Origin of the sequence: Maribacter cobaltidurans (assembly GCF_002269385.1) — a bacterium.
GTDB lineage: Bacteria > Bacteroidota > Bacteroidia > Flavobacteriales > Flavobacteriaceae > Maribacter > Maribacter cobaltidurans.
In genome coordinates, this window is the sequence record NZ_CP022957.1 from 582,825 (window position 1) to 596,373 (window position 13,549).

At 41.8% G+C, this 13,549-nt stretch carries 9 protein-coding genes; 5 read left to right on the forward strand and 4 right to left on the reverse strand.

The genetic code is table 11. The features are described 5' to 3' along the window. Positions 1-32 precede the first annotated feature (32 nt). From CJ263_RS02475 to CJ263_RS02490, 4 genes are all read right to left on the reverse strand, one after another. The gene (locus tag CJ263_RS02475) at positions 33-1,571 is read right to left on the reverse strand and encodes a RagB/SusD family nutrient uptake outer membrane protein (protein ID WP_094995812.1); all 1,539 of its coding nucleotides are present in this window, start codon (positions 1,569-1,571) and stop codon (positions 33-35) included. Between the two features lie 22 nt (positions 1,572-1,593). Beyond that, the gene (locus CJ263_RS02480) at positions 1,594-4,692 is read right to left on the reverse strand and encodes a SusC/RagA family TonB-linked outer membrane protein (protein WP_094995813.1); all 3,099 of its coding nucleotides are present in this window, start codon (positions 4,690-4,692) and stop codon (positions 1,594-1,596) included. A gap of 69 nt (positions 4,693-4,761) precedes the next feature. After that, entirely contained in the window at positions 4,762-5,592 is an 831-nt protein-coding gene (locus CJ263_RS02485; protein ID WP_094995814.1) for an IS5 family transposase, read from the reverse strand. Between the two features lie 213 nt (positions 5,593-5,805). Next, the gene (locus tag CJ263_RS02490; protein WP_233726885.1) at positions 5,806-6,993 is read right to left on the reverse strand and encodes an SIS domain-containing protein; all 1,188 of its coding nucleotides are present in this window, start codon (positions 6,991-6,993) and stop codon (positions 5,806-5,808) included. A gap of 134 nt (positions 6,994-7,127) precedes the next feature. On the opposite strand from CJ263_RS02490, the gene agaR reads away from it, so the two are divergent. From agaR to CJ263_RS02515, 5 genes are all read left to right on the forward strand, one after another. Continuing rightward, positions 7,128-7,913 (forward strand): transcriptional repressor AgaR, encoded by a 786-nt coding sequence (gene agaR / locus CJ263_RS02495; protein WP_094995815.1) that lies wholly within the window; start codon positions 7,128-7,130, stop codon positions 7,911-7,913. Between the two features lie 729 nt (positions 7,914-8,642). Then, positions 8,643-9,587: a carbohydrate kinase family protein gene (locus CJ263_RS02500; protein WP_094995816.1), complete on the forward strand. Its 945-nt coding sequence runs from the start codon at positions 8,643-8,645 to the stop codon at positions 9,585-9,587. A 3-nt stretch (positions 9,588-9,590) separates the two neighbouring features. Beyond that, positions 9,591-10,415 (forward strand): class II fructose-bisphosphate aldolase, encoded by an 825-nt coding sequence (locus tag CJ263_RS02505; protein ID WP_094995817.1) that lies wholly within the window; start codon positions 9,591-9,593, stop codon positions 10,413-10,415. Further along, complete coding sequence (locus tag CJ263_RS02510) at positions 10,412-11,479, forward strand: amidohydrolase family protein (RefSeq protein WP_094995818.1); 1,068 nt, start codon at positions 10,412-10,414, stop codon at positions 11,477-11,479. Before CJ263_RS02505 ends, CJ263_RS02510 begins: the two co-directional genes overlap by 4 nt. Continuing rightward, positions 11,476-13,533, forward strand: coding sequence for a glycoside hydrolase family 36 protein (locus CJ263_RS02515; RefSeq protein ID WP_094995819.1), 2,058 nt, complete (start codon positions 11,476-11,478; stop codon positions 13,531-13,533). The genes CJ263_RS02510 and CJ263_RS02515 overlap by 4 nt, the downstream gene beginning before the upstream one ends. Positions 13,534-13,549: the final 16 nt, after the last annotated feature.

Here is a 13,549-nt window from a genome sequence, read left to right on the forward strand (position 1 = left end):
TAAACATGAAACAGAATAATTATGCTTTTAAATTAGTATCCTGGGTTTTGTTGCAACAAACCGTTTGATCTCTCTATTTCAGTCAATGGAAATGGGAAAACGTTTAAACGATCATTCCAGTTTGAGCCAAAAACTTGGGATCCAATACCCCATCTTGTAATATCAAACCATCTATGGGGTTCCATTGCCAATTCAACTCTTTTTTCCTGTCTCATAGCAGCCAGAAGGTCAGCTCCGGCTTCCAAATCATCTAATCCGGCTCTATTGCGAACATCATTGATTTGTTGCTCGGCTATACCTAAATCTCCACCACCTTCAATGAGTGCTTCTGCATATAATAATTTGAGCTCTGCAAACCTGAACCAACGCTCATTGTTGAATTCCGATTGTCCATTGGGAGACCGATTTCCAGAAACGGTATTGTGCGCCCCTTGATATTTACTAGATGTCAAAGCGGTTGAGGACCACGATGGATCGTAAGGTAACTCTATTTGACCACCACCATCGTAAGTATAGTACGTGTCACCTTCCTGGTACACAACATAAGGAACACGTTCATCACCTGCTTCATATGCACTTAATAAATCCTGAGTTGGTGCGAACCAACCATTTTTACCACCTGGCACACCGTTTCCACCAGCATCCCAATAATAAGATCTGGCGATTCCCTGTGATGCCTTAAAATCTTCTGAGTGGGTATCATCAAACACCCAAATGTTATCGTCAGAGAAAGGACCTCCAAATTGGATTTCAAATATGGACTCCGCATTATTTTCTGTATCAAAATTGAAATTATCATCATAATTAGGCATCAACATGTAAGGTCCATTATCAACTACATTACCCAGTGCGGTAATCGCCGCAGGCCAATCCTCTTTCCAAACATTTACCTTTCCAATATAAGAAGTAGCAGCCCAAGAAGTTGCCCTACCCGTATTACCACTATCCCAGGCATCTGGCAAACCAGCTTCTGCATCTACAAAATCAGATAGAATGGCCGCAAATAAGTCATCCCTACTAGCATTTGGTAATGCCTGTTCATTGATACCTGATATAATTTCTAAGGCCAATGGAGGAGTTCCAAATAATTTCATTGCTTGGAAGTGAAACCAGGCCCTAAGGAATTTTGCCTCTGCTGCCAAAATAGTTTTATCTTCATCGGTAAGATCATTATCTGCATCTAAACGATCCAATACGATGTTAGCTCTGTAAATGCCTTCATAAATCTGTGTATAAGCAGCTGCGTAAGGTATATCGGAAGCTCTAACCTGAAAGGCATCGATATCCCTTGAAATTTGATCCGAATTAACGGCATCGGCAGCAACGTCATCTGAAATCACCAACGAAATCTTCCAAAATTCACCCCGCTCCGATAATGTTTCTGTACTTGTTCCCCAAAAATCCTGTATCGACGAGTAAGATGCAAAGATGGCACCATCAAAATCGGCCCTAGTTTTATAAAAGGTATCCGTGGTTAACCTATCCAAGGGCTGTAAATCTAATTGGTCGCTACATGAGAACAAAACTCCCAGAGAGCAAACGGCAACTATAAATTGACTTATTTTTTTCATGATTATTTTAATTTCTTGTTGATTAATTGAAGTTTACTGTCCATCCCAATTGAATTATCCTAGGTAAGGGTGACTGTCCACCGTCTTGACCTGTAGCCAATGTAAAATCTCCTTTTTGAAAACTCTGTGCACGACCGACCTCTGGATCATAACCGGAATACTTGGTAAATGTAGCCAAATTCTGTGCTCCAATATAAAATCGCATATTGGTCACAAAATCACCAGTCCAATTTTTAAGTTTTTCCTGTGGCAAGGTATATCCTATGGATATATTCTGGATTCTTAAATACGCAGCATTTTCAACCCATCTATCGGAAAACCGATTATTACCATTTGGGTCGTTGACCGCAAGCCTAGGATGGGAACTTGAATTCGTTGTCCCCTCACCTGTCCAGCGATCCAGAATCTGTGTACTAAAGTTGCCTTGACCAGTCATTCCTTCCAGACCAATTCGGGCAGAATTATATATTTCCCGGTCACCAACCCCTCTAAGGTTCATTGAAAAATCCCATCCCTTATACTCCGCATTAAAAACAAAACCATAGAAAAAGCCAGGAAATGGACTACCTAAAATAGTTCTATCATTTGCATCTACAACGCCGTCTCCATTGACATCCACAAAACGTATGTCTCCAGGAGAAGGTGTTCCATTTACATCAGGAACGGCAGCGGCCACTTCCGCATCATTCTGATAAAGTCCATCTGTCTTGTAACCATAAAAATGCCCAAGACTTTCCCCAACTATGGTTCTATGGGTAGAAGCCCCTCCAATACCACTAATGATCGAAGGTATAGGCCCCAAGTCAGTTACCTCGTTTTTCACCGTGGTAAGATTTGCTCCAAAACTATAGTTAAAATCGCCAATAGCATTTGCATAATTCAGGGACAATTCGATTCCCGAGTTCTTTATCTGACCTATATTGGCATCCGCAGGCAAGAAGAATCCGGAAACATAGGGAAGAGGAAAACCTAAAAGAACATCGTCCGTTGTTTTATTGAAATAATCAAAAGTACCGGTAAGTTTGCTATCAAACATACTAAAGTCCACCCCAATATCAAATTGAGTACTTGTTTCCCATTTTAAATCAGCGTTCGCAAATGTGGTTGGTGCGGGAGCAACAACTGTTTCTTGACCATCGCCAATTACATAACGAACATTATTATCTATTGCACTTAGATAGGCAAAATTAAGCCCAGTAAATTGATTCCCAGACTGACCCCATCCTGCCCTAATTTTTATATCGTCAAATACAGTTTCTTCTGGAAAAAAGCTTTCGTCAGTGACCCTCCAACCGAGTGATACAGAAGGAAAAACTTGATCTCTATTTCCTGGAGCAAATCTGGAGGTAGCATCCCTACGAACGTTAGCTGTAGCCAGGTATTTTCCCTTATAGTTGTAAGTCAAACGACCTAACCAACCCTGTAAGGTCCAAAGATCACCTTCATTGGCTCCTGCAACGGTGGAACCAGTTGCGGCAAAGTTATTGTTGAACAGATCCCTTCCCTGCAGTCTTTGCTTATCGTACCGAAACTTGGTCTGTTCAAATCCAAAAAGCGCACCTATATTATGGTCTCCGTCGCCAAAGGTTTTGTCATACTGTAACGTTGCAGACGAAGTCAAGGTCAATTCGATTGGTCTTTCAGAAACCAATAAGGAAGAGCCTGCACCGCCGCTCAATGAAGGTAGGTCACTAGTAAAATAATCACCCACACCTACATTGTAGTCAACACCTAAGGAAGTCCTTGCCTTTAAACCTTCTATGATGTTAAGTTCTCCATAAAAATTGGCCAAAACCTTGCGGGTCTGAATGGTGGTAAAGGTAAACCTATCATCGGTATTATATAAATAGTTTGTCGCCGAGCCCTGACCAACGGTTTCTTGATTGATCAAATTATAGCCCAAGGGCCCATCTCCATAGGGTTGATAATAGGGTGCATTACTCGCGGAATTGAACCCCGCAAAAATGCCCGGCTCACTTTGAACCTGCCTATCCGTTTGACTTATAAGAATAGATTCGCCAAACTTTAACCTATCTCCTACTTGAATATCCGAATTGGCTTTGAACGAATATCTCGAAAAACCTTGCGCCCTTTCAACACCTTCCTGATCCAAATAACCTCCTGATATGAAATAGGTAGCCTTTTCACTTCCCCCACTAACGGATAGGTTATGATTTTGCACAAATCCGGTTTTGAACATTAAATTTTGCCAATCGACAAAAGGTTGCCCCCTAAACTGCGACAAATCGGTACCCAGCTGCCCTTGAACATCGATATATTGATCAACGTTTAAAACGTCTATTGTATTTCTAATGCTGGCAAAAGAAGTATATCCATCATAAGTAACCCTTGCATCACCTCTTTTACCTCTTTTCGTTGTCACAATGATAACACCGTTAGCCGCTCTTGCCCCATAAATTGCCGTGGAAGCAGCATCCTTTAAAACATCAATAGATTCAATATCATTGGCGTTAAGTCCCGCTAAAGGATTCGAATCAGTTGTTGATGAAGTATTTACGGTAATATTCGTTGTCTGCACAATGGGCACCCCATCGATAACCCAAAGTGGGTCATTCACTCCCGGGGTTCCAACACCACGGATATTCACACTTATTGGTGCACCTGGATCACCACTCCGATTCGTGATATTAACACCCGAAATGGTTCCTGCCAGGGCTTGATCTGGACTTGTAATTGGTTTTGTCACAATATCAGCTGAACCGATAGAACCGATGGAACCAGTTAAATCCGCCTTACGCTGCGTACCGTAACCAACTACCACTACCTCAGACAAGGCTTCGGCATCCTCAACCATAGTAACATTAATGGTGCTTCTGCCGTCGATGGCTATTTCCTGTCTCTGATATCCGAGATACGTGAACACCAAAGTGCTTTCTCCCTGTGGCACGTTAATGGAATAGTTACCATCAAAGTCCGTTTGCGCTCCAGTTGTGGTACCTTTCACCAACACAGTCGCCCCCGGAAGTGGTCCTGAGCTATCCGATACATTACCCGTAACTGTTGTCTGCGCGTATACCGATGCGGACCCTAATGACATGATAGCCAAAAACACTATAAAAAACAGATTATGTTTATAGCATTTACGTTGTGGTTTTTTCATAATATGATGCGGTTTTAGTTAATTGAATTAGTTGAGAAAATTAGTTCAAATTGTTTTTTATTATTGAACTCATTTAAACTTTTTTGGTTTGATTTTTTTCAGGGCGATTACTATGAATGATAAGTAGTTGAACCCTTTCCAGCTCTCAATGGTGGTATCGAACCTGTTGAGCAGTGACCTGAAACTGTCGATCCATGCATTGGTGCGCTCCACGGCATACCTCTGGTCATAAAGGTCCTGGTCAAAATATTCGTCCCTGTCATCCACTCTGCCGTTGCGCTTGTTGAAACATATATTGGCATTGATGTCCCTTCTTGCACAGGCCGAGCGAAAATCCTTGGAATCGAATCCCGCATCGGCATTGAGGAAGAGCCCCTCCGTTTTTATATCTGCTCTGTCAAGGGTGGCGGTGACCACCTCGAACTGCACCTCGATGTCAAACAGATCATTGTGGTTCCCGGATACCGGTTCCGACATGGCCAAGGGCAGTCCCTGCCTATCGGTAAGGAAGAGGGCGTTGGTGGTCCTTCCCTTTTTGCGGCCTTGGTATTCCACGGCCTCGCCACCCCTGATGGCAGGTGTGTGGCTACCGTCAAGATCGACACTGGAGAGGTCGAACATGTCCCTGTACCGTTTTAAAATGCCGGTCCAGCAATCCAGAAATGTCCCCGAACGGCACCATTTGCGATAATGGTGGTAGACCGACTGCCAGCTCAGGACCTTTTGGGAGAACAGCGAGGTCGTGGGCAGGTACTCCCATTGCACGCCCGTCTTCAACTTGTAGAGTATTGCATTGACAATCTCGCACAAGGGAGCCGTTGGGGCAAAACCCCTTTTCGGTAAAGGTATGTGTGGGACTATCTCCATTTCTATGGTATCTTTGTCGAGTACTTTGTACATGGGCTATGGTATTTGCGTGTGGTAACACAAATGTCCGTAGCCCTATCTTTCGATCCAAAAAAAGTTTAAATCACTTCAATGAGTCACTTTAATAAGGTTAAATTTATGTAAATTTTTACTGATAATAAAACTAATGAAAATTTAAATGTTACGCTACCTTTCTATAATATTATTTTTCCTTTTTAAATATTTAAAAATAGGGAATCTTTAAATTTAGTAAATTTTTACCCCTTGAACCACTCTGGAAATCGCCCCCGTCTCTGAAGGCGAATCTGGCCGAAGCTTTAAATTCAACGAGGTATAGAAGGCCAGCAATTGTCCCAAAACGATATAACATACAGCGAGATATTCATCTTCGATGACCTTGTCTCTACCGCCGCCGAGCACAATAAGTTCGTCAACGGAAGGGATATCGTAATCACTCATGGCGATTCCTATCTGCTTTAGCGGCTTTTTACCTACACCCATCCCTCGGACCAGGTCCATTTCGTACTGCAGGACCTTCTTGTTGTTTGAAAAAAAATAAACCAACAGTGTTTCTTCATTGACAACCGCCTTTGGGCCATGTCTAAAACCAAGATAGGAATCATTTTTGCAGATGACGTGGCCATCTGTCAATTCTTGTAGTTTTAGCTGGGATTCCATTGCCGTACCATAAAGCGGCCCGGAGCCTAAAAAAACCGCCCGGGTGAAACCCAACGCTGCAATTTTCTTGACTCGATCCAACTTTTTGTTCAGGAACTCCTCCGTACAGGTCCTTAATGTGTGCACTACTTCCTTCATGGACGTCAGGCGGTCGAAACGTCCCATTAACAATATGGTCAACAGCATACCCGAATAACTTCCCGTCATCGCAAGGCTTTTGTCATTGGATTCCGGGGGAAGTAGAAAAACCAAATGATTGTTCTTTGATGCGTATTTGGCCAAATCACCATCTGCACTGCAGGTTATGATTAAATGGGAACAATCCTTTACGTGGGCATCGGCAAGTTTAACGGCCGCTATACTTTCAGGGCTATTGCCCGATCTAGCAAAGGAAACCAACAGAGTTGGAACCCCTTCTTCTAGGTAATCCTGGGGATGCGATACAAGATGGGTGGTAGCTATCGACATCGTGGTGACTCCAGTATTTCTTTGAATGAACCCCTCCACGGACAACCCTATATAGGCACTTGTACCTGCTCCTGTCAATATAATCTTCTCAGTCTTTTTCAGCGTTGATTCCAGAAAGGAAGCGATAACTTCCCTTTCCTTTTCAAGTTTATCAACGATCTTCCCCCAAAGTTCCGGTTGGCCCGAAATTTCCTTGGCGGTATCAAATCCCCCAATGGCTTTTAATTGAGAAGTTTCAATGTCAAGGTATTTCATAGTATTATTTATTGGAACGAGTATATCTTTCATATCCTTATTTTACAAATATATAAAACCTATTTAAAGTTTCATTAACTAATTTTATTTATTTGAAATCATTTTTTTACTTTGTTACTAACTAATGTCCCTATATTTGTTTTCTTAGTATGGAAAAATCCTATTAAATGAAGGAAGCAAAAACAAAAAGGTCTACGGTTGAGCGACGTAAAAAAATACTGAATCTACTGGATGAAAATGGACAGGTTTTTGTACACGAGTTGAGTGAGGAGTTTGGTGTCAGTGAAGTCACCATTCGCAACGATTTGGAGCTATTCGAGAAAAAAGGTCTGTTGATACGATCAAGGGGAGGCGCCATGATCAACGAGAATTCCGTAGGAATGGATTTTCAATTATCCGAGAAGGATAAGATGAACTATACCGAAAAGGTTAGAATCGGTAAAAAGGCTGCAGAGCTTGTAAACGCTGGGGAAACTATTATTTTGGATTCGGGGACCACAACGATGGAAATCGCTAAAAATCTGAGTTCGAACAAGTCCTTGAATGTGATTACCAATGCCTTGAATATTGCAAATGAGTTGTTAAAGTACCCCAATATAAATATAATCGTACCCGGCGGTACTTTGCGAAAAAACTCCCACTCCCTAGTGGGCCCGTTGGCGGAAAAAAGTATGCGTAATTTTTACGTGGACAAAGTCTTTTTAGGGGTTGACGGATTTGACATTAAGGAAGGGGCGTTTACACCTAATATTGAAGAAGCTTCCTTGAATCAAGTCATGATTGAAATTACCAAGGAGGTTATTCTCGTATCCGATTCCAGTAAGTTTCGGCGTAGAAGTCTTGCCTTCATTTGTCCAACACGTAAAATCGATATCGTCATCACCGACGAAAAGATAAGTAAGGAAGATTTAACTTGGCTTAAGGATCAAAATATACAAGTTATCATTGCCTGAAATGAATCTGAACAATAGGCTAATCAACCATCAATCCTAACTAACGGTTGGCCCGACGGAGTTAACCCGTACAATATCGGACCCTGCTACTCAATTTTACTGTCCAATTTCCTTTTTCTAGAACTTTCTTAGCCAAATATCGTCAATATAGAAAGGGCATTGTGTGGTGGTTCACCCATATCGTTTTGCACACTCAAGACATTTAGCAATCCATTTAATGCTTTACCGAGTAAAGACCATAAACCCCATTCTAGCGGGCATAAAAGATAAACAGGCCTCTGTTCTACATGTTTGCCCCACTTCCGTACACCTGTTTTATCTTCTTAAATCACGTAGCCCATTTTCCTTTAAACCATTCTACCCGTCTTTGTTACAGACCATCAATCCCTAAAAACTATTTTCAACTACTAGAATATCAATTGGACCAATAATACCTTATTTAAACCTATTGATATCTTAAAAATAACTTTAAAAAAGATTTTTTTTTAAAATAAAAAGGTAAAATAAGTAAATATTAGTTTTATATTTACAAACGAAAAGATTATTATGGTTTCCCTATTAGGGAATAATACCTGTTCTTTTTAATCTTTTCTATAAGAAAATAGTGTTGGGAAGTAATTATCGACTGGATATTCTTGTAAAAAGGGCCTGAACGAATAGCTCCTCTGGCCAGAGCATATTGAATTACCTGAATTCTCAACGTACAAAAAACATAAGAGTACACATACCATGACGCCTTTCGATGTATTAGTAATTGGAGAATTAAATATTGACATTATTTTAGATGACATTCAGGGATTTCCTGAAATCGGAAAGGAAATAATGGCCAATCAGCTCAATTTGACCTTGGGTAGCAGTTCTGCCATTTTTGCCAGTAATCTTAGCGCCTTGGGTGTGTCTGTTGCCATAGTGGGATTGCTGGGTGAGGATAGCTTCGCCGATTCTGTTAAAAAATCCCTGCGGGACAAAAAAGTGAATACTGATTTTGTAGTGTCATCAGACAGATACAGTACTGGACTAACAATTGTAATGAACTATGGAATGGATCGCGCTAATGTTACTTTTCCAGGGGCCATGGAGCATTTAACGGTCGAAGATATTACGGATCAAATGTTATTGAGCTGCAAACACATGCATTTAAGTTCTATATTCCTACAAAAGGGCATAAAGAAACAAGCGGTCCAACTTTTTGAACGGGCCAAAAGCCTAGGTCTTACAACATCCATGGACCCTCAATGGGACCCTGCCGAAAACTGGGAATTGGATCTGGGCAGCTTGCTACCGAATCTGGATGTTTGGATGCCCAACGTAGTTGAATTTAAAAACATAACGGGGGTCCCGGAACTGACCGATGGGCTGGAAAAAATCAAGGAGTATGCGAATTATGTTGTTATCAAGGACGGGATAAACGGCGCCCATCTTTGGGATAACGGAAATCTAACATCAAAACCCGCATTCATTAATAACGAGGTTGCCGATTGTATCGGCGCAGGTGATAGCTTCGACGCCGGTTTCATAAGTGAATTTGTAAAAGGGTCTGGGCTGAATCGGTGTTTGGAGGTAGGAAACGTTATGGGCGCCATCAACACGCTAGAACCTGGCGGTACCACATCCTTTAAAAATAGGGAATACATTAAAAAAATAGCAAAAGAAAAATTCGAGTTTACCCTTTGAATTATGGAGTTAAAAGAAAGACTAAGGCAAAACAAAAAAAACGGAAGTGCACTGCTTGCGACAAATTTTTACAATTTTGAAACCCTTGCAGCGGTACTAACGGCAGCGCGTGAGATGAAATCCGGATTGATCGTACAGCTTTCCGAAAGTTCAATTCGCTACATGGGACTGGAGGTTGCCACAGCGCTTGCACGGGCAGCCATTTCTCAGTTTGGTGTGGAAGCATGGCTTCATTTGGACCACGGTCAAAATGTAGATTTAGTAAAACGGTGCATCGATGCCGGTTTTGACTCCGTAATGATAGACGCAAGTGAAAAATCATTTGCCGAAAATATAAAGGTGACCAAGCAGATCGTGAACTACGCTTCTGGGTATGAGACCAATGTGGAAGCTGAACTAGGCTACATCTCAAAACTGGGCCAAGAACAAAAAATGATATATACCCGCCCGGACGAGGCAAAGGAGTTCGTTGAGGCTACCGGAATAAATGCCTTGGCCGTTGCTGTGGGTTCCGCTCACGGATTCTATAAGGAGACCCCCAATTTACAACTGGACCTTATTTCTGAGATCAATGCGGTCACGGATGCCGCCCTTGTCCTACATGGTAGCTCGGGAATTCCTGACGATCAACTGCAGCGCGCCATTAAAATGGGTATAACCAAAATAAATTTGGCCACTGAGATTAAGAACATTTTTATGAAATCCCTACAAGAGACACTAATGCATACGGATAATATCGATTTAAGGGAAGTGTTCCCCACGGCCACCTCGGCCGCTGTAACCTTGGTCAGTGGAAAATTGAAAACCATAAACTTTGAACAATCATGAAAAGAATAATCTTGTACCTATGTTTGTGTTTTGGATTCTTTACTTCTAGTGCCCAAGAAGATATCCTCCTCAAGGATTACCGGCCTAAAGCCATTCACAATGTTCAAAAAACAGAAGTTACCAAGGCAAAATTTGCTGCTATAGATGTCCATTCCCATCCCTATGCTGCCAACGATGAAGAAATAGGGCAATGGGTCAAGACCATGGATGCACGTGGTATTGAAAAAACAATCATCCTGACTTACCAAACGGGAAAAAAGTTTGATAGCATCTATAAGGCATATTCAAAATATGGGGATAGATTTGAAATTTGGTGCGGTTTTGATTATACCGGGTATGGGGAGAAAGGATATGTAAAAAAGGCAATCAAAGAACTTGAACGTTGTTTTAAGGTCGGTGCCAAGGGAGTTGGGGAACTCGGGGACAAAGGACTGGGTATGGCAAATTCAGGACCTACACCAGCACCGAGCATGCACTTTAACGATGAAAGAATACAACCCTTACTTAAGCGTTGTGGGGAATTGGGAATGCCCGTAAATATTCATGTCGCAGAACCTATCTGGATGTATGAACCCATAGACGTTCATAACGATGGTCTAATGAATGCGGCCACATGGAAAATCGACACCGCGAATCCTAACGTATTATCGCATGCCGAATTACTGAAGACATTGGAAGAGGCAGTGGCCAACAACCCCGGCACCACATTTATAGCCTGTCATTATGCGAATTGTGGCTATGATTTAAACATACTCGGTAAGATGTTTGATCAGTACTCGAACCTATACGCCGATATATCGGCACGCTACGCCGAAGTAGCGCCAGTACCTAGGGCGACAAGCACTTTCTTTAAAAAATACCAGGACCGATTGCTATATGGAACGGATATGGGGATGGATGGCGCAATGTATCAAACCACGTTCAGAATCCTGGAAACAGCGGACGAACATTTTTATGATCATGAACTTTTTAGTTACCACTGGGCCTTGAACGGTCTTGATCTCGATGATGAAACCTTACGAAAGGTGTACAGTGACAATGCAAGAAAAATACTGAATAAATGAGAATTTCAATTCTAAGTTTCTTAACCCTTTCGTTGTGCATAAACCTAGTGGGATGTAGTAAGAATCAGGGAAGTGAATCGGTCCTTAAAATCGAAAATGGGGCAATAACTTATGAAGTTGATGGTTTTTTACAGACTAAGATATCCAGTACGCTTCCTGGTACCAAAACACTTATGCCCACCTATCAATCATCTGAGAAAATCACGGTAAACGGAAAGGCTATTGATAGGTTCGACCACCAGGAAACTAGGGAGTCATCCATTGCAGGTGACCTTCCTGGAAAACAATGGATACTGCAAGGACTTTACAACAAAGAGGGAATAGGCATTCAAAAAACTGTACGCCTGACTACCTATGACTCATTTCCAGACTTGGTATCAACGCAAGTTACCTATACCAATGTTTCATTGGAAAATCTCATTGTAGATAATTGGTCAAATAACACCTATACTATTGAATCCCAAAATGACGAACCAGCATTTTGGGCCTTTCAAGGAAGCTCCTCCTCTTCAAGAAGTGACTGGGTAAAACCACTGGAGCCCGGTTATTATCAAAAAAACTTTATGGGAATGAATGACTCAGATTATGGAGGAGGTGTTCCCGTAACCTCTGTATGGCGAAAAGATGTTAATGTTGCTGTGGGCCATTTAACCTTGGTTCCCAAACAAGTTAGCCTTCCAACAGAAGTGTTTTCAAACCCTCTGGAGGCTAGGATAGGCGTACAGGAAGATTTTAGCGATCATACGGTTTGGAAACCCAAAGACACAATCCAAACACTGGAAACTTTCGTTTCCATAAGCACTGGTGATTATTTTGCAAGCCTATCAAACTATTCAGAACTTATGCAAGCCAAGGGAATCACTGTGGCAGAGCCAGAAGAGGCTTCCTTTGAACCTATTTGGTGTGCATGGGGCTACGAAAGGGATTTTACGTTGAACGAGGTTATAGGAACACTGCCTAAAGTAAAGGAACTTGGGATTAAATGGGCCGTTCTGGATGACGGTTTTCAGATTGCGGAAGGCGATTGGAACGCTGACCCCAAAAAGTTTCCACAAGGAAATATAGAAATTAAAAGATTGGTCGACAAAATACATGACAACGGACTTAAGGCCAAAGTATGGTGGACACCCCTCGCTGCCGATCCGGAGAGCAAAGTTTTAAGAGAACATCCGGATAGTAAAATTATACAGGAAGATGGTTCTCCACAATACATAACATGGTGGGATTCCTATTACCTCTCCCCTACCAAGGATGCTACCATTGCCCATACCAAGGAAACAGTCCATTTATTCATGGAAGAATGGGGATTTGATGGTTTAAAAATGGACGGTCAGCATATGAACGCCGTTGCTCCAGACCATACGCTGGACCAGCCTAACAATTCTTTTGAAGGTGTACCTGCATTCTTTCAAATGATATATGACGAAGCCCGTAGCATTAAGCCCCATGCTGTAGTGGAAAACTGTCCCTGTGGTACCTGCATGTCCTTTTACAATATGGCTTCAATGAACCAAGCGGTGTCATCCGATCCTCTTTCCAGTTGGCAGATTCGTCATAAAGGAAAGACCTATAAGGCCCTGATTCCCAAAACGGCCTATTATGGTGATCATGTGGAGTTAAGCGATGGTGCCGATGATTTTGCCACTTCTTTTGGTATTGGGGCGGTTTTAGGTACTAAGTTCACTTGGCCCAAAGACAATCCCAATGCCTCTGGGAAATACCTTCTTACCCCAGAAAAAGAAATAATTTGGAAGAAATGGTTTAATCTCTATAATAACATGATGCTCTCTAAAGGGACTTATTTAGGAGGAGTATATGATATTGGCTACGACAAGCCGGAAGGACATGTTATTCAAAAGAATGGCACGCTCTATTATGCCTTTTATGCGGATAATTGGGATGACAATATTCAGTTGAAAGGTCTCGATGAAAACAAAACTTATCTTATTAGGGATTATTATAACGATGAAACGTTGGGAGAAATTTCAGGTGCAAAAGCAGTTTATAATGCATCGTTTGAAAATTTTCTTCTGTTAGAGGTTACACCAAAATAATAGCTTAGGCTATAAC

Coding starts and splice junctions, on each gene's coding strand:
- CJ263_RS02485 (WP_094995814.1), bottom strand. CDS start 5,592: ATGTACAAAGTACTCGACAAAGATACCATAGAAATGGAGATAGTCCCA.
- CJ263_RS02475 (WP_094995812.1), bottom strand. CDS start 1,571: ATGAAAAAAATAAGTCAATTTATAGTTGCCGTTTGCTCTCTGGGAGTT.
- agaR (WP_094995815.1), top strand. CDS start 7,128: ATGAAGGAAGCAAAAACAAAAAGGTCTACGGTTGAGCGACGTAAAAAA.
- CJ263_RS02500 (WP_094995816.1), top strand. CDS start 8,643: ATGACGCCTTTCGATGTATTAGTAATTGGAGAATTAAATATTGACATT.
- CJ263_RS02505 (WP_094995817.1), top strand. CDS start 9,591: ATGGAGTTAAAAGAAAGACTAAGGCAAAACAAAAAAAACGGAAGTGCA.
- CJ263_RS02515 (WP_094995819.1), top strand. CDS start 11,476: ATGAGAATTTCAATTCTAAGTTTCTTAACCCTTTCGTTGTGCATAAAC.
- CJ263_RS02480 (WP_094995813.1), bottom strand. CDS start 4,692: ATGAAAAAACCACAACGTAAATGCTATAAACATAATCTGTTTTTTATA.
- CJ263_RS02510 (WP_094995818.1), top strand. CDS start 10,412: ATGAAAAGAATAATCTTGTACCTATGTTTGTGTTTTGGATTCTTTACT.
- CJ263_RS02490 (WP_233726885.1), bottom strand. CDS start 6,993: ATGAAAGATATACTCGTTCCAATAAATAATACTATGAAATACCTTGAC.